We start from the raw sequence: 19,057 nt of genomic DNA, 5'->3' as shown, positions 1-19,057 counted from the left end.
TGAAAATTACCGAATAGCGGCCGAAGGGCCGCTATTCTTTTCAAGCGAGCGACGACGCTATTCCCGCGCTTTCGACCTCGATCATGTCGTGGCCGACGTCGATGCCTGCGACGGACAGACCGAGACGACGCGAATCGCCGACGCCCCTGAACGCGGGGCATGCCCAGGCGAGGGTGACGATGCCTGACGGCGGCAGATCGAGGCTCAGCGTGTAGCCATCATAACCGGTCACGACCGCCTCGGGCGCGACGGGCTTGCCGTCGAGATAGAATCGCGCGTCGATCGTATGCAGCGGCGCGCGAAGCGCCGGGCTTCGAACGCGGACGATGGTGCGGCCGGTCATCCCCTTGATCCGCACGGCAGCCTCCGGTTCGCTCCAGCGGAACGTGTGACCGGCGGAGAACTCCTCGGCATGGAATCCGGTCTGCGCGATAATCTGCTCCCCAAGAAGCCCGCCGGCAGACCGCGCATCTCGCCCGAGACGATGAATGCAATCGAGTCTCTGATGCCGGATCAGCGCGGCGATGTATCGCCGCATCCATCGCGCGATCGCCTCGCTCGATCCGGCGGCCGTCAGAACGACCAGCACGGCCCGCGCGTGCCAGGCCCCCAGCCGCGCGAAGCCGCGCGCGCCGAGATCGCCGAGCAGCGCCGGCACGGACCAACGCCACAACGCGAGCAATTTCTCGCCAGGCCGTCTCCAGCCGCCGCCAGCGAGGCTGTAGCGCAGGAGCGCGTTCAATGCATTGCGGGCGAGCGACGTGCCGGCCTCGCTCCGCGAGTTCCACTCGATCGGAATGTCGAGCAGCTCGCTGCCGGGATCGTTGCGGGCCTCGCTCAGATAGCGAATCTCGCCTTGCACGAAGTCGAGCGTGAATTGCTTCAGCTCGGTGAGCTCGCCGACATAGTAGTGATGGAAGCGCGCCTCCTCGAGATAGCCGAGGGAATAGCCTCTCGCGTGATAGGCGGCGGCAAGCACCCATTCGGCGAAATGACCGAACTCCTCGCGCAGGCCGCCGCATTCCCGGTAGACGTCGCGCCGCGTCACGAAACACTGATCCAGGATCTTGCGCCAGGGATGCTGCTTCATACCGAACTCGATGTCGGCCTGGTACATGGTTGCCTCTGCCACGGATAGCCGGTTATGGCAGATCGGGATCGAACGGCAGGAAAAGCCGGCCCAGTCGGGATGAGCATCGATCGCGCGAATGCAGAGTTCGATCACGTCGGGTTCGGGCCGGCAGTGCGATTCCGTGAAGAACAGATAGCTGCCGCGCGCCTTCGTCGCGCCGAATGCGCAGAGCCCGATGTCGTGTTCGGAATCGGCGAATTCGCGGCGAGCCCTGTTGCCGGCCAACGCCTTCAACTGTTCGCGTGCCGTGAAATCCGGCGGCACGACCAAGATGATCTCGTAGAGCGATTTGTCGGCAGTCTGCGACGTCCAGCCGAGCCAGGACAGCTCCCACTGCCCGCGGTGAGATTCGAGCGGGATAATGATTGAGAACAGCGGAGATTCGCCGTCGTCGAGTGCGGGCGCGTCCTGCATGTCCCCTTATAGACGCATGCTGCGTCATTCCGGCTAATTTCTTGCGGACTATACCGACAGAAACAGCGCGAACGATTCTTCCACCGTTCGGCGCAGATGCTTTTGGTACAGTTCGTGGTTGGCATCGCCGGGCGCGACCCGACCCAGCGAGGGCTTCGCGAAGTTTCGGAGCGGCACATAGGCGATCGGCGCTGCGATCGGCGTCAGCTGCGAGCCGGGGCCGGCGCGGAGTGTCGAGATGATCCCGTACATTTCGCCGGCGACCGTCGGCCGCGACACCGTGATCACGCGATGCTGGCCGTGCTTGATGATGACGAGATAGATGAAGCCGGACTGATGCGGCACGGCGACCTCGCCGGTGTGTTCATAGGCGGCATCGGTCCGTTCCCCCTCGCGGAACACCAGTGCAGAGACTTTCGGCTCCCAGACGATTTCGGTGCGGTAGGCGAAGATCGCGTCCTTGTCGCCGAACGACGGTCGCAACGTGATGTAGACGTCCTCGAGCCAGGTCACCGCGCGATGTGCATAGGAGCCGAGGCTGTCGGGCGCGACATCGCTTGCGGCCGGAGGCGTCACCACGGCGGCGCTTCTGCGCAGGGAGACGCCCAGCGCCTGCTCCAGCCGCACCGTGGTCGCCAAGGTGAACGGCCGTCGGCCGCCGAGCACCTTCTCGAGAGTCGACAGGCTGAGCTTGGCCTGCTCGGCCAGCGCCTGCCGGGAGATCCGGCGTCTGGCGAGCTCCTCGCGAATGGTCTCCGCAATCTCGCGACTCTGCTCGTCCGAAAGCTGCTTGTCGGTGAATTTGTCCTGCGTCTGCATCGTGGCCCTGCTCCAGGATGACATCCTAGCAGGGCGGACAAACCAGCACAAAACCGCACTTCGCCCCCCGGCGGCGGCCCGTGCGGGCCGGCCGCGACGGATCATTGCCGATCATTCTGCTCGCGCAATCGGGCCGTCCCGGCGGATGCTCATAGCCAGCAAACATCCTCGGAGCAGGCAAAATGGATACCTACGACACGATGGACAGCAACGAACACCCTTGGCTGGGCAGACTGATCGTGGTCGGACTTTTCCTTCTAGCGCAGGGCATCGCGGTGATGCTGGTCGCCTTCGTGGCGCTGCTGGTGAGCTTGGAGCCGGGCTGGTCGGCTACGACGGAGCAGGCCAGCCTGCTCCAGCCCGGCGATGCCAAATCCGGGTCTCTTCTCCTCAAGGAGGACGGCGCCTACACGGAAGCAATCCGCCTCGGCATCGACGTCGACATCACGGTATCAGGCCCGACGCTGCGCGCCCGCGTCACCCAGATCTTCCGCAATCCGACCAAGGATTGGGTCGAGGCGACCTATGTCTATCCGCTCCCCGCCGGCGGTGCCGTCGATTCGCTGAAGATGGTGGTCGGCAACCGCGTCATCGTGGGCGACATCAAGGAGCGGCAGCAGGCGCGCGTGATCTACGAAGAGGCGCGCCGGGCCGGCCAGAAGGCCGCGCTCACCGAACAGGAACGGCCGAACATCTTCACCAACTCGGTCGCCAATATCGGTCCCGGAGAAACCGTGTTGGTGCAGATCGAATATCAGGAACCGGTGCACCAATCCGGCAACGAATATTCGCTGCGCCTGCCGCTGGTAGTGGGGCCGCGCTACAATCCGGCGCCGATCGTCCAGAACGTCGATTTCCGCAACGACGGTTCCGGCTGGGGCGCGACGAATTCGGACCCGGTGCCGGACCGCGACCGCATCTCGTCGCCCGTGCTGGATCCCGCCCGGAATGCGCCGGTCAATCCGACCAGCATCACGGTGCGCCTGAACGCCGGCTTTGCGCTCGGCGAGGTCAAGAGCCTCCACCATAATTTCAAGGTCGAGAGCCCGGACAATACGACGCGAATTGTCACGCTTGCCGACGGTGCCGTGCCTGCCGACCGCGATTTTGAACTGACCTGGAAGCCGGCTGCCGTGAAGGCGCCGTCGGTCGGCTTGTTCCGCGAGCGCGTCGGCGACGCCGATTATCTGCTCGCCTTCGTCACCCCGCCCCCCGCCGAGCAGGCGACGCAGAAGCCACGGCCGCGCGAGGTGGTGTTCGTGATCGACAATTCCGGCTCGATGGGCGGCACGTCGATCGTTCAGGCCAAGGCGAGCCTCACCTACGCGCTCTCCCGTCTCCAGCCGTCCGACCGTTTCAACGTCATCCGTTTCGACGACACCATGGACGTGCTGTTTCCGGCTTCCGTGACGGCGGATGCCGAGCGTGTCGGTGAAGCCACCTCGTTCGTCAGCGCGTTGCAGGCGCGTGGCGGCACCGAGATGGTGCCGGCGATGCGGGCCGCGCTGACCGACAAGCTCGGCGACGCCAGCATGGTTCGCCAGGTCGTATTCCTGACCGATGGTGCGATCGGCAACGAGCAGCAATTGTTCGAAACGATCACGGCGATGCGCGGCCGCTCGCGCGTGTTCATGGTCGGCATCGGCTCGGCGCCCAACACCTATCTGATGACGCGCGCCGCTGAGCTCGGCCGGGGTGCCTTCACCCATATCGGCTCCGTCGAGCAAGTCGAGGAGCGCATGCGCGGCCTGTTTGCCAAGCTTGAGAACCCGGCCGTGACCGGGCTGAGCGCCAAGTTCTCCGAAGCCAAGGCCGACGTCACACCGACGATCATTCCCGACGTCTATCGCGACGAGCCGCTGGTGCTGGCGGCAAAGCTCGACACGCTGGCGGGCTCGGTCGAGATCAAGGGCCGCGTCGGCGACCGCCCATGGTCCGTGACGCTGCCGCTGCAAAATGCGGCCGAAGGCAAAGGCCTGTCGAAGCTTTGGGCCAAGCGCAAGATCGATGATGCCGAAGTGGCGCGCACCCTGCGCGAGATGACGCCCGAAGACTCCGACAAGGCGATCCTGGCACTGGCACTCGACCATCAGATCGTCACCCGGCTCACCAGCCTCGTCGCGGTCGACAAGACGCCGAGCCGTCCCGAAGGCGAGCCGCTCAAGCTCAGCGAGTTGCCGATCAACCTGCCGGCCGGTTGGGATTTCGCGAAGGTCTTTGGCGAACGACAGCAAGTCCCGGCGCAGCTCCGCGAGCGTCACGCCGATGCACGCAACCAGCCGGCCACGAGGCGGCCGACGCCCGCTGCACCGGATGCGATTCGCCTGCCCAAGACCGCGACCTCAGCAGAGCTGAAAATGACCGCAGGCCTGATCCTGATCGTGCTCGCCCTGATCCTGTTCGTGTTCAACCGGCGTCAGACCTTGCTCACTGGCGCCGCTTGAGAGAGGAGTCCCCCGAACTCCTCTGTTAGCGCGCGCGGCTGCCCGTCCCACACCAACGGCCGCGCGCGCCTTTTTTGAACACGCCGCCTCAACCGAATTCGTCATTGCGAGCGAAGCGAAGCAATCCAGAAATCCCTCCAGGGAGGCAGTCTGGATTGCTTCGTCGCTTCGCTCCTCGCAATGACGGGAAGATGTGCCATGCCCCGCGTCATCTCTCCCCTGGTTCTCGCTCTGATCGGCGTCATCCTGTTCGGCGACGGCGCCTACATCCATGCCAAAGCGTGGCTCGCGCAGGTGCTGCTGGAGCGCGCGTTCGACCGGAGCGTTGCAACCGGCGAAGTGGTCAGGCCATGGTCATGGGCCGATACCTGGCCGGTCGCGCGAATCGAGGTGAAGCGGATCGGTGCCAGCGCGATCGTGCTGGAAGGTACCAGCGGCCAGGCGCTTGCTTTTGGACCCGGCCATATCCTTCAAACGGCTGATGCGGGCGAGCGCGGAATTGCCGCATATGCAGCGCATCGCGACACTCATTTCCGTTTCCTACGGAATGTTGCCATTGGTGATGTGATCGATGTCACACGCAGTGACGGTAAACACTTTCGCTATCGCGCGGATTCCTCCGCTGTGGTTCGCTTCGATGCGTCGGGCATCGATGCTGCGGTACGGGATGTCGAACTCGTGCTCGCGACCTGCTGGCCGTTCGACGCCATCACGTCCGGCCCCGAGCGCTACATCCTGCATGCCACCTTGATCAGAGCCGATGAATAGCGGTTCGCAATCGGTTCTGTCCAAGAGCACACGCTTGATGGAACCGCTGAACTGGCGTCGTTGGCCAGAGACCTATAAGAATAGCGGATTGAATATTTTGCGCTGCATTGCGAGAAGACCGGGGATGGACGAGGAGTTCAGGCATCGTCTCGAACAGCTCGAAAATCGCGTCGCGCTCCTGGAGAGGAATCAGGATCTCATTGCCGCCGGGCAAAGACGTTCCTCGCTTCGGAGCCTCTGGCGCCGCCCGCCGATGTGGACCTTCGAGCAATATCCGCCGCGCCTGCTCAACCTGACGGCTTTCCTGCCAGCACCTGCGATCCATTCGGGTGCGCCACGAATCGCGATGGTCACGCCGAGCTACAACCATGTGCAATATCTCGGCGCCACGATCGACAGCATCGTCAGCCAGAACTATCCGGACCTGTATTATCACGTGCAGGACGGCGCCTCGATCGACGGCACGCTCGATCTCCTGAAGAGCCGAGGCGATAGCCTGAGCTGGAGCAGCGAACCGGACAAGGGGCAATCCAGCGCGATCAATCTCGGCTTCGCCGGCGTCGAGAGCGAGATCATGGCCTATCTTAACAGCGATGACGTGCTGCTGCCCGGGACACTTGCCTATGTCGCAAATTACTTCATCGCACATCCGCATGTCGACGTCGTCTACGGCCATCGCGTCTTCATCGATCGCGAGGGACTCGAGGTCGGCCGCGCCGTGTTGCCGCCCCATGACGGCAAGGCGTTGCGATATGCCGACTACATTCCGCAAGAGACAATGTTCTGGCGCAAGCGCGTGTGGGACAGGATCGGGCCGATCGACGAGAGCTTGCACTACGCGATGGACTGGGACTTCATCCTGCGAGCGCAGGCCGCAGGATTCAAATTCGCACGCTTGCCGCGATTTCTCGCCTGCTTCCGAATCCATGACGCACAAAAGACGGCATCCACCTATGCGGTCGGCGTCAGGGAGATGGGCATCCTGCGGCGACGCATTCTCGGCTTCGAACCGACACAGATGCAGATCCGGCGCGCCATCGCTCCTTATCTGGCGAAGCAGTTGGCCTATCACTACGCCTACAAGCTCGGCATGCTGAGATATTGAACGACCGCGCAAGCAGTGATCCGAGGATGTCGATCTCCAGGGCTTGACGCGCGCTCATTCCACCGCACGGCATACCCGCCCACGCGGTTGCCAGTCCGAAGAACTCGCCATAGAACAGAGCGACGCACCGCCAACAAGAACAACAGGTGAGGTCACACCATGGAAGCTCGCGTATCTGCCGCCTCCGCTTCATCGCGCCCATGGTCTCCGCCGCCCGATGCCAGCGACATCGTCAAGGGCATCCACGCCATGCTGCATCCGCGCAACATCGTGCTGGTGGGCGCGACCGACAAGCCCGGCAACTATGCCGAGCGCATTTGGAACAATCTGGTCAAATACGGCTACGAAGGCGGGCTCTATCCGGTCAACGCCAAACGCGACACCGTCTGGGGTGTCCCCTGCTACAAGGACTTTGCAAGCCTCCCGGAAAAGCCCGACCACGTGCTGGTGCTGGTCCCGGCGCGCTTTGCCGTGGAGGTGATCCGCGATGCCGCCGCGGCCGGCGCGCGCTCGGCCACCATCGTCACCTCGGGCTTCAGCGAGTTGCAGGACGAGGAAAGCCAGAAGCTCGCCGCCGAACTGCAAGCGGCCGTGCGCGAGACGGGATTGGCGGTCACCGGCCCGAACTGCCTCGGCAATTTGAGCGCCGGCGAAAAGCTCTTCACCAATATCGACGACCGTATCGTCACCATGGAACAGGGCGCGGTGGCGATTGCCGGACAATCCGGTGCCATTGTCATGGCGATCCGCCAGGCCCTGGAAGATCGCGGCGTCGGGGTCGGCTACATGGTGACGACCGGCAACGAGGCCGGGCTCGAGACGCCGGACCTGATGCGCTATTTCGCCGAGGATCCGAGCATCAAGGTGATCGTGGTGTACCTCGAAGGCGTGCGCAACACCAAGGCATTCCGGGACGCCTGCAAGGCGGCCCGCGCCGCGAGCAAACCGGTGATCGCGCTCAAGCTCGGAGCGTCCGAGGGGGGGCGCGCGGCGGCGATGGCACACACCGGCGCGCTCGCGGGCTCGATCGAGACATTCGACGCCGTTGCAACGCGCGAAGGAGTCATCAGGGTCGGCGGGCTCGACGAACTGATCGAGACCACCGAATGCTTCGTCCACGCCGCTGTGCCCAGGGGCGACCGGCTCGCCGCAGTGACGCTATCCGGCGGCAAGCGCGGCATGCTGATCGACGCCTTCGATGCAGAAGGCCTGAATTTTGCACCACTCAGCTCGCACGTCGGTTCGGAGCTGGCAAAGATGCTCGGGCCGGGCTCGATCGTCGGCAACCCGCTCGACGCTGGCTTTGCCGCGGTGGTCGATCCCTCCGTCTACATGAAAACGATCGGACTCATGATCGACGACCCCGATATCGACATCGTCATCATCGATGCCGAGCTGCCGAAAGCGCCGCACGAGCTGCGCGAGCGCAATCTGCGCATCGTCGACGAGATGGCGAGCCGGGCCGGCAAGCCGGTGATCTATATCAGCGCGATGTCGATCGGCTTTACCGAGTTCACCAAGAGCTTACGCAAATCGCTGCCGCATCTTGCGGTCATGCAGGGCATGGATCGCGCGGTGACTGCGATCAAGTCGCTGCTCGACTACGCCAAGCTGCGCAAGGAAGTGCCAGACATCGTCTCCAGCTCGAAGCCTGCCGCGCGTGCCGTGCTGGAGAAGGCGCTGAAATCGGCAACCGGCGCCGCGCTCGACGAGGTCGCCTCCAAGAAGCTGCTGAAGGCCTATGGCATCCCGATCTCGAAGGAGGCGATCGCAGAGACGGCAGCCGAGGCCGTGAAGATCGCCAAGCAGATCGGCTTCCCGGTCGTGGCCAAGGTCGTCAGCGCCGAGATCCTGCACAAATCAGACATCGGTGGCGTGGTACTGAATCTCAACAACCCGGCCGAGGTGAAGAAGGCGTTCGCCGACATCACCGCGCGGGTGAACAAGTTGAAGGGCAAGCCGAAGCTCGACGGCATCCTGATCGCGCAACAGGTCAAGGCCGATCTGGAACTCGTGGTCGGCGCCTCCCTCGATGCCGAGATGGGCCCGGTCGTGCTGTTCGGCACCGGCGGCATCGACATCGAGCTGATGAAGGATGTCGCGCTCGCCGGTGCGCCGCTGGACGAGACTGAGGCCCGGCTCCTGATCGGCCGCACCAAGGCCGGTATCAAGATGCGCGGCTATCGGGGCAAGCCGGCCTTGCATGAGGCCTCCGCGGTGAAGGCCCTAGTCGGCCTCTCCAACCTGATCGCGGATGCTGGTGACCGGATCGCCTCGATCGACGTCAATCCCTTCCTGATCAATGCCAAAACAGGCCTCGCCGTCGACGCCCTGATCGTGCTGAACAATGCTGCGGCCAAGCGCGCCGCTGGGCATTGATGTCGCTGAGGGCGGATCGTCGTTGCGCTTCCGCCTTCGCTCTTCGAGCAACACCGGATAAGTCGTTAACCCGCCAAGCCTAACATTGCCGCCGACAGCCTCTTCCGGGCTGCTTCCAACTTCCCCGTTTTGGCCGTAAAATCACCCCGGCATGGCACGCGCGAGCAATCTGGTGATCGGAACGGCGACGCTGGCGGTGATCGCCGTGGCGTTCGGCGGCGTGCTCGGCGTGCAGAAATGGCGCACCCTCCAAAGCCGCAGCCAGTTGCGCGTGGTATTCGAGGGCGGCTCCGCCAGCGGATTGCGTCGCGGCGGGCCGGTCAATTTCGACGGCGTCCCCGCAGGCCAGATCCTGTCGATCAAGCTGGACAATCCGCGCAAGGTCGTGGCGCTGGTGATGCTCGACAATACCGCGCCGATCCGCAAGGACACGGTCGCGGGCATCGAGTTTCAGGGTCTCACCGGCGTCGCCGCGGTCTCGCTGATCGGCGGCGCGCCCTCGGCGCCGCCAGTGCCGCTGGACTCGGACGGCGTCCCCGTGCTGACCGCCGATCTCAGCGACGCCGAATCGATCGTCGACACCCTACATAGTGTCGACCGCACCATCGTCAGCAACGCCCCGGCGATCAAGGAGGGCCTGCGCACGTTCGAGAACTACACCGCTGATCTCCGGAGCAAGGGCGGCGAAATCGATTCCGTCATGGCCAAGGTCGACAGCGCCTTCGCGGGCTTCGACAAGGCGGTCACAAAGATCGAAGGCGTAGTGCCCGGCTTTGCCGACGGCAAGGCGGATGAACTGTTCGAAAAGATCCAGGGATTGCACGAGCTCGCCGATACCATGAGGAAGAAATCGGCGAACTTCCTCGAAGACATCCGTCGCTCGCTGCTCGACGTCAGCGAGGCCGCCAACAAGATGAGCGGGACACCCACACCGGCCGCCGCTCCCCGCCCGCCGCGCAAGCCGGCGCAGCAGAAACGGTAGCGCCTACCAGGCGTAGCGGACGACGCCCTTGCCGGCGTAAGAGCGGGTGACATTCGAGAACTCCCCCTCGAAAGTCGCCGACGCAGACCAGCCGTTCATCCAGCTCATCTGCACTGCCGCTGTGGTCAGCGCGGAATCGTGCGCCTGGGCGGCGCCGTTCACCACGAACGCGGATCCCGGCAACGTCTGGAAGACCGCACCGACGGTGCGATCCGGATTGTAGTCATGTGCCCAGGCGACGCGGCCGCGCAGGGTCATCAGGCCGCCGGCTGCGGCGAATGACCTGTCCGCGCGCAGGCCGAGCTCGGTGCGGGTGCTGGTCGCGTCCTTGGCGGCATAATTCAGCGCGAAGACGTTGCTGCCGACCACAGCGAACTCCGAATAGCTCGGAAGACTGAACACGGTGGCCTGGAGCGCCGCATAGGGCGTGAGGCCGATCCACTGCGAGGCATAGCGATAGCCGCCCTCGATACGGCCCGAGAGCGCGTTGGCGCTGAACTGCGCACGCAACTGATCGACGCCGGCGGCGGTGACGATGCGGTTGGTCGTGACGTCCTGCCAGCCATAGGCCAGCGCGGCCGTTATGTAGGCCGGTCCTGCGTTGTGACGCACGAAGGCGCCGGCCTGGAACAGGTCGGAGCGACCCCAGCCGAGTCCGTTGACGTTGAAGCCGGTCGCCCCGCCCGCAAGCGCGAAGCCGGCGATCGTGGACGGCGAGAAGCGGTAGTCGAGGCCGACGGCGGTGCCGTAGACGCTGCTGCTGGTGTTGTTTGAGCCGAGGCCGGCATTGCCGTCGGTGGTCTGCGAGCCACCATAGCCGGCCGCCCACACGTCCCAGCGTTGTTCGAAACTCGTCGGCGGCGTCTTGCTATGGATCGAGGCAAGAGCGTCGCGCGCGTTCCTGTCGCGTGTGCCCTTGCCGGTCGCCGCATACGCATTCGCGCTCGTCTCGTCGGCGAAGGGCGTCGCACCCGGCGTCCCGTTGCGCCCCGCGCCAAACACGTCGGTGAGCAGGCCGAGGAACAGGTTCATCGCGTTGAAAGTCGTCTGCTGCGTGCCCGTCGCCGACTCGCCGGAGGCCTGTGTCAGCCCCGTCGGCGAGAGATTCGCGAGAGCCACGGGGAGGCTGCCGGTCCGATTGAAGACGCTCGTCAGGGCGTTGGCGACATTCTGCTGATTGACGTTGAGACCTGTACCGTAGTTTAGCGAGAGATCCAGAAAGACGTTGTTGGGATCGTAGCTGAGGCTGGCCTTCAGGTTCGAAGACAGACCCGCGACGACCGGATTGAATTTGTCGGGAAGCGTCGTCGAAGTCAGGATCGTGTAGTGCTTCGCGATCGAGCCGGTCGGGACGACTGTGACCGTGGCCCCATTGAGCGTGGAGGTCCCCGTGGCGACCGCGATGCCGTTGCTCGTACCTGAGACCTGCACCATGTACGTCGACGCCGTCGTGAAGGTGAGATCGCCGTTCACGTTGAGCGTTCCGGTCGGGTTGCCCGGCGACAGCGTGCCCCCATTGACGTTGATGGTGTTGACGCTGCCGACTCCGCCGAATGTACCACCGGTCGCGACGCTTATATTGCCATTGATGGTGCCGACCAGCGTGAGCGTGCCGCCCAGCACATTCCAGTCCTGATTGCCCGTGCCGGTCACGGTCCAGTTCGAATTGTCGACCTTGTTGAAGGTCGAGAAGCCGTCATACTGGAGAAGGGGGCCGATCAGGTCGAGGTTGAACGTATCCTTGCCGATGCCGCCGAGCTGGAAGGTGTCGGCGCCAGTGCCGAGGACCAGGCCATTGATGATGCTGCCGGGTCCGAGCGTCAGTGTGTTGGGGCCGCAGACACAAAACTCGATTGCAGCAATTCCGGCCCCAGCGTTGATGGTCCCCGAGTTGAAGACGTTGGCCCCGCCGTTCGCGCTGATGCCGACACCGCCAGCACCGACGGTAATGGTGCCGGTATTGACGATCTGGTTTGTCGTTGTGAACGAGCTCACGTCGATGCCTAAGCCGGAATCGCCGACGGTGATCGTACCGCTGTTGATGATGGTGTTGGAATCACCGAGAGCTACGATGCCCTCGGCGAAATCGGCCCCTGTGATCCGTCCATTGTTGCTGATCGTGGAGGACAGGCCCGTAAACGCGATGCCCGCAGCGCCCAGACCCACGCCGATCGTCCCGTTTTGGTTGATCGCGGCCCGATTGCCCTGCACCGCAATGCCGGCGGACGTGCCGTCGCCCGATTTGATGGAACCACTATTGGTCACCTTTGCGTCATCACCGAACAAGGCGATGCCGACGCCAAAGTCGCTCGCCGTGATGGCGCCGAAATTGCTGACGGTTTGAAAATTACCTTGCATAAAGATGCCAGCGGCACTCTGCCCGACCGAGATCCTGCCGCTGGCCGCGTTGATGACGGTGTTGTTATCCATGATCGCAACGATGCCGCCGGAGAAGCCGGAGGAATCGCCGACCTTGATCGCGCCTGCATTGGTCACGGTCGTGCCACCGAACGAAGCGTAAATCCCGATTGAATCGTCAAGGCCGGTGATCGTGCCCGTCGCGGCGTTGGTGATCGTGTTGCTCTGGACCGCGAAGATGCCCGCGCCCGACGCGCCGATGGACAGCGCACCGCTGTTGCTAACGCTATTGTTGTTTCCTACCGAGATCGCGCTGCCGCCGTCGCCGGTGGTGACGGTCCCGGCATTGACAATGATGTTGTGATCGAACGCGGAGATACCTAGGCCGTTGTCAAGCACCGTGATGGCGCCGTTGTTGGTCACGGTGTTCGAGTTGCCGCCATTGATGCCGGTGAGGCCCGAGCCCGCCGACACCGTGCCGTTGTTGGTAATGACGTTGGTGTCATTGACGTTGATCGCCGCCGTGCCGTTATCGTTGACGCTAGCGCCAGTCAGCACATTTACGGTCAGATTGGTGACGCCGCCGCCTGCCGCAAAGCCGTCGGCATCGGTGCCGTTACAGGTGACGGTTTGCCCGCTTGCCGCAGGGTCGGGCGCGCAGTCCGCCTGCGCAGGTATCGCCGATAGGCCGAGGCTGAGAACGACCACCACGACAGACGAAGCGACGGCGGCAAGGCGCAGCCCAATCCGACCAGCCGTCGGCGGCCTAAATTCCACTTTGATGCCCTCAGTCCAGCGCTCCCCGGCGGCGCCGCCGGCAAACTAGGCCGCCGGGCCCCTCCGTGGAACTACGGAATCGGTGGAATCGCTGGGGGGCAGCAAAACCGGACTGATTCAGCTGACCATGTTGCACCAGAGGCACGCTTTTCCGGCGCAGCCTGGTCGATCCACGACGTGTGTGTGTGCGGTTCGGTCGCAGTATTGACCGTCGTTCACATCAATGACTGATCATCTGGGGCGGCGTCGCGTCCCAACGGGAGCGAGCGGCACGCCTTCACACACTGGTTTGGGCAACGGCTCAGTAATTGGTGGGCGCCGCTTCATTCGGGATGCCGTCGATCGGGCATTCGGCGGTCCCGGGCGTCGCGCGCGTCATCGCCTCGACCATGTCCCTTGTGCCTTCGGGATCGGCGATCCAGTTCTTGTAGAAATCATAGGGGCAGGCGGCGACGCCGCGCGGGCTCTCGCCGGAATTGATCATGCCGGTGTACCCGCGATGGACCAGCTTGTAGAGATGGTTCTGCGACTGGCCGTTGCGGCGCGCATCTCGGATCAGATGCTTCGACAGCTGGGCATATTGGATGCCGTAGTCCTCCTCGCCGCACTCCCCAAGGGTGCGGCCATCGAAGCCGATGATCGCGGAGTGACCGAAATAGGAATAGACCCCGTCGAAGCCGGCGGCGTTGGCGACCGCGACGTAGACGTTGTTGGCCCACGCCATCGCCTTTGAAATCAGGATCTGCTGCTCCTTGGCCGGATACATGTAGCCCTGGCAGCGTACGATCAACTCGGCCCCTTTCATGGCGCAGTCGCGCCAGATCTCCGGGAAATTGCCGTCGTCGCAGATGATCAGGCTGACCTTCATCCCCTTCGGGCCGTCGGAGACATAGGTGCAATTGCCGGGATACCAGCCCTCGATCGGCACCCACGGCATGATCTTGCGGTACTTCTGTACGATCTCACCCTTGTCGTTCATCAGGATCAGGGTGTTGTAGGGCGCCTTGTTCGGATGCTCCTCGTGGCGCTCGCCTGTCAGCGAGAACACGCCCCACACCTTGGCCTTGCGGAAGGCCTCCGCAAAAATCGCGGTCTCTTCACCGGGCACCGCGCAAGCGGTCTCGTACATCTCCTTGGAGTCGTACATGATGCCCTGGGTGGAGTATTCCGGGAAAATCACCAGATCCATGCCGGGAAGGCCGGTCTTCATGCCCACCACCATGTCGGCGATCTTGCGGGCGTTATCGAGCACCTCGGCCTTGGTGTGCAGGCGGGGCATCTTGTAGTTGACCACCGCGACGCCGACGGTGTCGTTGCTGCTGGAGATGTCACCGTGAAGCATTGAATTGCTCCTCTACTGTGTTTGAGATTGTTGCGTGAATCAGTGACTGATCATCCAGGGCCGCGCGGTCGGAAAGCCCTTCGCACCGCTCCTGGTCTTGGTCACCAGCCGCGCCGGCTTTTTCTTGTCCGATGAGCTCCTGCCCGACGAGTTCTTTCCCGTGGAGCAGCAGCCGCAACCGGGACCGTGCGAGGCCTTGTATTGCGCCAGCGTCTGCGGCGCGTGGGTGCTGCGCTCGTTGACGGCGTGAGCTTTTCGTTTTTCCGACGGCATGCAGAAGAAGTTCGGGGCGGTCAGAATGACGCGCGGCGCCATGATTTCACATTGCGGACAGACCTGCGGATCGTCGCATTCGGCCATCGGCCGCATATCCTTGAACGAACCGCAATCGTCACAGAGATATTCATAGACCGGCATCGCATCATCCCTACGCTGTTGTCTGTGAGAGAACTGCCGCGGCGGATGCGGGGCAGCAGCTACGCCGTCCCGCATGCCGTCGCGCAGGGATTACTTGTCCGGCGAGATCGGCATCTGGATATCGCCCTTGATGTGCTTGATCGGGCCCGCCGAGGACGGCATCACGTCGAAGTCGAAGATTTCCGTCGGCAGCCATAGTGTGGCGCAGGCATTCGGCACGTCGACCACGCCGGAGATGTGGCCCTGAACCGGTGCGGTGCCAAGGATCGAATAGGCCTGGGCACCGGAGTAGCCGAACTTCTTCAGATATTCGATCGCATTCAGGCAGGCCTGGCGATAGGCGATGGTGACGTCGAGATAGTGCTGCTTGCCGGCCTCGTCGACCGAGATGCCCTCGAAGATCAGATAGTCCTTGTAGTTCGGTGTGATCGGCGACGGCTTGAAGATCGGATTCTTGACGCCGTACTTCGCCATGCCGTCCTTGATCACCTCGACCTTCAGATGCAGCCAGCCGGCCATCTCGATCGCGCCGCAGAACGTGATCTCGCCGTCGCCCTGGCTGAAGTGCAGATCGCCCATTGAGAGACCGGCACCCGGCACGTAGACCGGGAAGTAGATCTTCGAGCCGCGCGAGAGGTCCTTGATGTCACAATTGCCGCCATGCTCACGCGGCGGCACGGTGCGCGCGCCTTCCGCGCCGATCTTGTCCTTGACCTCGCCCTTGGCGCGGCCGCCATGGGCCGTCGGCGCGAACGGCGGATTGGCAAGGCCCGGCACACGGGTCGGGTTGGTCGCGATCAGCTCGGCCTCGCGCTTGTTCCAGGTGTCCAGCATCTTCGGATCGGGCAGACAGCCGATCAGGCCGGGATGGATCAGGCCGGCGAAGTTGACGCCCGGAATATGCCGCGACGAGGTGTAGAGGCCCTTGATGTCCCAGATCGACTTCTGCGCCAGCGGGAAATGGTCGGTGAGGAAGCCGCCGCCATTCTGCTTGGAGAAGAAGCCGTTGAAGCCCCACATGCTCTCCTTCATCGGACCGACATCGAGCAGGTCGACGACGAGCAGGTCGCCGGGCTCGGCGCCCTTGACGCCGATCGGGCCAGAGAGGAAGTGCACAATCGACAGATCGATGTCGCGCACGTCGTCGGCGGAATCGTTGTTCTTGATGAAACCGCCGGTCCAGTCGTAGGTCTCGATGATGAAGTCGTCGCCGGGATTGACCCAGGCTACGATCGGAATGTCGGGGTGCCAGCGGTTATGCACCATGTCATTTTCATAGGCCGACTTAGTGAGATCGACCTTGATCAGTGTCTCTGGCATCGAGATGCTCCCCTTTTACACGGTTGGCTAGACGGACAGATATTTCGAAACCTGCGCAGCATCGACGGCGTCGCGCGGATCGTCGCGGACGATCTCGCCGTTCTCGATCACCAGCACACGGTCGGCGATATCGAGCGCGAAGCTCAGGACCTGCTCGGACACGACAATCGAAAGCCCCTTCTCGTCGCGGATGCGCTTGAGCGTGCGCGCCATCTCCTTGATGATCGACGGCTGGATGCCTTCGGTTGGCTCGTCCAGCAGCAGCACTTTTGGCTTGGTCGCCAGCGCGCGTGCGATCGCGAGCTGTTGCTGCTGGCCGCCGGAGAGATTGCCGCCACGACGATCCTTCATTTCTAGCAGCACCGGAAAAAGTTCGTAGATGTCGCCGGGCACCTCGGCTCCGCCGGAGACCACGAGGCCGGTCTCGATGTTCTCCTTCACCGTCATGGTGGAGAAGATCATGCGGCCCTGCGGCACGTAGGCGAGGCCCTTGGCGACGCGCGCGTAGCTCGGCAAGGCACCGAGCTCGGCGCCCTCCATGGTCACCGAGCCGCTCTTCGTAGGCAAAATGCCCATCAGCGATTTCATCAGCGTGGTCTTGCCCATGCCGTTGCGGCCCATGATCGCCACGATCTCGTTGGGCGCGACCTTGACGTTGAGACCGTGCAGCACCTCGCTCTGGCCGTAGGCGACGTGAAGATCAGAGATAGCCAGCATCGTCGCGCTCCTTAGTGACCGAGATAAACTTCGACGACCTTGGGGTCGTTCTTCACCTTCTCCATGGTCCCTTCCGAGAGGATCTGGCCCTGGTGAAGCACGGTGACCTTGTGCGCGATGTCCTCGACGAACTTCATGTCGTGCTCGATGACGAGCACCGAGCGGTTTTTGATGATGCGGTTGAGCAGCTCGGCAGTCTTGGCGCGTTCGGACACGCTCATCCCGGCGACGGGCTCGTCGAGCATCAGCAGGTCCGGGTCCTGGATCAGCAGCATGCCGATCTCGAGCCATTGCTTCTGGCCATGACTGAGCTCGGAGGCATAGGTGTTGAGCTTGTCATTGAGGAAAATCATCTCGGCGACCTCTCCGACGCGTGACCTCACCGGCTGGTCACGCTGGAAAGTGAGTGAGCCGAAGACGGTGCGGCCGCGCGGAAACGAGATCTCGAGATTCTCGAACACGGTGAGGTCTTCGAACACCGACGGCGTCTGGAACTTGCGGCCGACGCCGGCCTTGACGATCTCGTTCTCCTTCAGCTTGGTCAGCTCGGTACCGCGAAACTGGATCGAGCCTTCGGTCGCCTTGGTCTTGCCGCAGATCAGGTCGAGCACCGTGGTCTTGCCGGCCCCATTGGGGCCGATGATGACGCGGATCTCGTTCTCCTCGATATAAAACGAGAGATCGTTGACCGCCTTGAAGCCGTCGAAGGAAACCGTCAGTCCGGAGACCGCGAGCAGGAATTCCTTCGGCTGATGACCGACGAGCATGATCTAGCTCCTCACTGCCAGCGTGGCATCGGCATCGTGATGACCGACGAGCATGATCTATCTCCTCACTGCCAGCGTGGCATCGGCATCGTGATGACCGACGAGCATGATCTATCTCCTCACTGCCAGCTTGGCATTGGCATCGTGATGACCGACGAGCATGATGGTCTCCTCACTCTGCGGGTGCGCCGTCGGCAACCGAATTGTCGGTCCAGCCCGGCTTCTTGCGCGAGGCGAACAGGCGGTCGATGCGCGGCTGCACATAGTCGGCCCAGAGCCCCGACAGACCGTTCGGGAAAGCGAGCACGACCGCGATGAACAGCGCGCCGAGACCAAACAGCCAGAGTTGCGGAAAGGATTCCGACAGGCTGGTCTTGGCGAAGTTCACCAGAATGGCCCCCCATATCGCGCCAAAGATCGACATCCGTCCGCCGACCGCGGTGTAGATCACCATCTCGATCGACGGCACGATGCCGACAAAGGACGGCGACATGAAACCGACATTGAGCGCGAACATGGCCCCGCCGATCGCGGCGAAAACCGCGGCCATACAGAACGCAAAGATCTTGAAGTTGGCGACGCTGTAGCCGGAGAAGCGGACGCGGTCTTCCTGTTCGCGCATAGCCACCAGGATGCGGCCGAGCTTGGTCAGGCGGATGAACTGCGCGATGCCGATGCAGGCGAACAGCAGCACCACTTCGACGAAGTACAGGATGACCTTGGCGTGGTCGGGCCGGATGTCCCATCCCTTGAGGGTGCGCAGGTCGGTCATGCCGTTGATCCCGCCGGTGTAACCCTGCTGGCCCACGATCAGGATGGTGAGGATGGCCGCCACCGCCTGGGTGATGATGGCAAAGTAGGTGCCGCCGACGCGGCGCTTGAACATCGCAGTGCCGATGATCAGCGCGAAGATGCCGGGGACCAGGATGATGGCGAGGATGGTGAAGGCGAGACTGTGAAACGGCTGCCAGAACAGCGGCAGTGACGTGATCTGATTCCAGTCCATGAAGTCCGGGATGCCTGGCGTCGACTGGATCTTGGTATTCTCGACGCTGGAGGCCTCCAGCTTGAGGAACATCGCCATGCAATAGCCGCCGAGGCCGAAGAACACGCCCTGCCCCAGACTGAGAATGCCGCCGTAACCCCAGCACAGCACCAGACCGAGCGCGACGAAGGCGTAGGTCAGATATTTCGCGACGAGGTTGAGACGGAACACATCCAGCGAGAGCGGCAGGATCACGAACAGCACAGCGGCGAGCACGAGGAAGCCCATGAGCTCGGATCGATTGAAGAAGCGTGAGTTGATGACCATGACT

The 19,057-nt window shown here is 63.2% G+C and carries 14 protein-coding genes; 5 read left to right on the top strand and 9 right to left on the bottom strand.

Going from position 1 to position 19,057, the window contains the following annotated elements:
- Positions 1-40: 40 nt before the first annotated feature.
- On the bottom strand, positions 41-1,546 hold the full coding sequence (locus IVB41_RS03355) for a glycosyltransferase family 2 protein (RefSeq protein WP_247426654.1): 1,506 nt from the start codon (positions 1,544-1,546) through the stop codon (positions 41-43).
- A gap of 48 nt (positions 1,547-1,594) precedes the next feature.
- Positions 1,595-2,365: a helix-turn-helix transcriptional regulator gene (locus IVB41_RS03350; RefSeq protein ID WP_247426651.1), complete on the bottom strand. Its 771-nt coding sequence runs from the start codon at positions 2,363-2,365 to the stop codon at positions 1,595-1,597.
- Positions 2,366-2,547: 182 nt separating this feature from the next.
- On the opposite strand from IVB41_RS03350, the gene IVB41_RS03345 reads away from it, so the two are divergent.
- From IVB41_RS03345 to IVB41_RS03325, 5 genes are all read left to right on the top strand, one after another.
- Complete coding sequence (locus IVB41_RS03345) at positions 2,548-4,809, top strand: marine proteobacterial sortase target protein (RefSeq protein WP_247426648.1); 2,262 nt, start codon at positions 2,548-2,550, stop codon at positions 4,807-4,809.
- A gap of 198 nt (positions 4,810-5,007) precedes the next feature.
- A complete protein-coding gene (locus IVB41_RS03340) occupies positions 5,008-5,577 on the top strand; it encodes a class GN sortase (RefSeq protein WP_247426645.1) in 570 nt (189 codons plus the stop codon).
- 124 nt (positions 5,578-5,701) lie between these two features.
- Positions 5,702-6,682 carry a glycosyltransferase family 2 protein gene (locus tag IVB41_RS03335; protein ID WP_027565991.1) on the top strand — a complete coding sequence of 327 codons (981 nt, stop codon included), beginning with the start codon at positions 5,702-5,704 and terminating at the stop codon, positions 6,680-6,682.
- Positions 6,683-6,841: 159 nt separating this feature from the next.
- Positions 6,842-9,061: an acetate--CoA ligase family protein gene (locus IVB41_RS03330; protein ID WP_247426642.1), complete on the top strand. Its 2,220-nt coding sequence runs from the start codon at positions 6,842-6,844 to the stop codon at positions 9,059-9,061.
- Between the two features lie 151 nt (positions 9,062-9,212).
- Entirely contained in the window at positions 9,213-10,043 is an 831-nt protein-coding gene (locus IVB41_RS03325) for an MlaD family protein (RefSeq protein WP_027565993.1), read from the top strand.
- A 3-nt stretch (positions 10,044-10,046) separates the two neighbouring features.
- Here the strand turns inward: IVB41_RS03325 and IVB41_RS03320 are convergent, their stop codons facing one another.
- From IVB41_RS03320 to urtC, 7 genes are all read right to left on the bottom strand, one after another.
- A complete protein-coding gene (locus IVB41_RS03320; RefSeq protein WP_247426639.1) occupies positions 10,047-13,178 on the bottom strand; it encodes an autotransporter domain-containing protein in 3,132 nt (1,043 codons plus the stop codon).
- 301 nt (positions 13,179-13,479) lie between these two features.
- Positions 13,480-14,520, bottom strand: a complete 1,041-nt coding sequence (locus IVB41_RS03315) for an aliphatic amidase (RefSeq protein ID WP_247426635.1) — start codon at positions 14,518-14,520, stop codon at positions 13,480-13,482.
- A gap of 39 nt (positions 14,521-14,559) precedes the next feature.
- Positions 14,560-14,937: a zinc ribbon domain-containing protein gene (locus IVB41_RS03310; protein ID WP_247426632.1), complete on the bottom strand. Its 378-nt coding sequence runs from the start codon at positions 14,935-14,937 to the stop codon at positions 14,560-14,562.
- A gap of 90 nt (positions 14,938-15,027) precedes the next feature.
- Positions 15,028-16,257 carry a formamidase gene (gene fmdA, locus IVB41_RS03305; RefSeq protein ID WP_007598072.1) on the bottom strand — a complete coding sequence of 410 codons (1,230 nt, stop codon included), beginning with the start codon at positions 16,255-16,257 and terminating at the stop codon, positions 15,028-15,030.
- 27 nt (positions 16,258-16,284) lie between these two features.
- On the bottom strand, positions 16,285-16,974 hold the full coding sequence (urtE, locus tag IVB41_RS03300; protein ID WP_247426629.1) for an urea ABC transporter ATP-binding subunit UrtE: 690 nt from the start codon (positions 16,972-16,974) through the stop codon (positions 16,285-16,287).
- An 11-nt stretch (positions 16,975-16,985) separates the two neighbouring features.
- A complete protein-coding gene (gene urtD / locus IVB41_RS03295) occupies positions 16,986-17,741 on the bottom strand; it encodes an urea ABC transporter ATP-binding protein UrtD (protein ID WP_247426626.1) in 756 nt (251 codons plus the stop codon).
- Positions 17,742-17,913: 172 nt separating this feature from the next.
- Positions 17,914-19,053, bottom strand: a complete 1,140-nt coding sequence (gene urtC, locus IVB41_RS03290) for an urea ABC transporter permease subunit UrtC (RefSeq protein WP_027565999.1) — start codon at positions 19,051-19,053, stop codon at positions 17,914-17,916.
- Positions 19,054-19,057: the final 4 nt, after the last annotated feature.

The sequence above is a fragment of the Bradyrhizobium sp. 44 genome (assembly GCF_023073095.1).
Lineage (GTDB): Bacteria > Pseudomonadota > Alphaproteobacteria > Rhizobiales > Xanthobacteraceae > Bradyrhizobium.
Note: the sequence above shows the minus strand (reverse complement) of the source record. Positions and strands in the feature narration are given on the sequence as shown.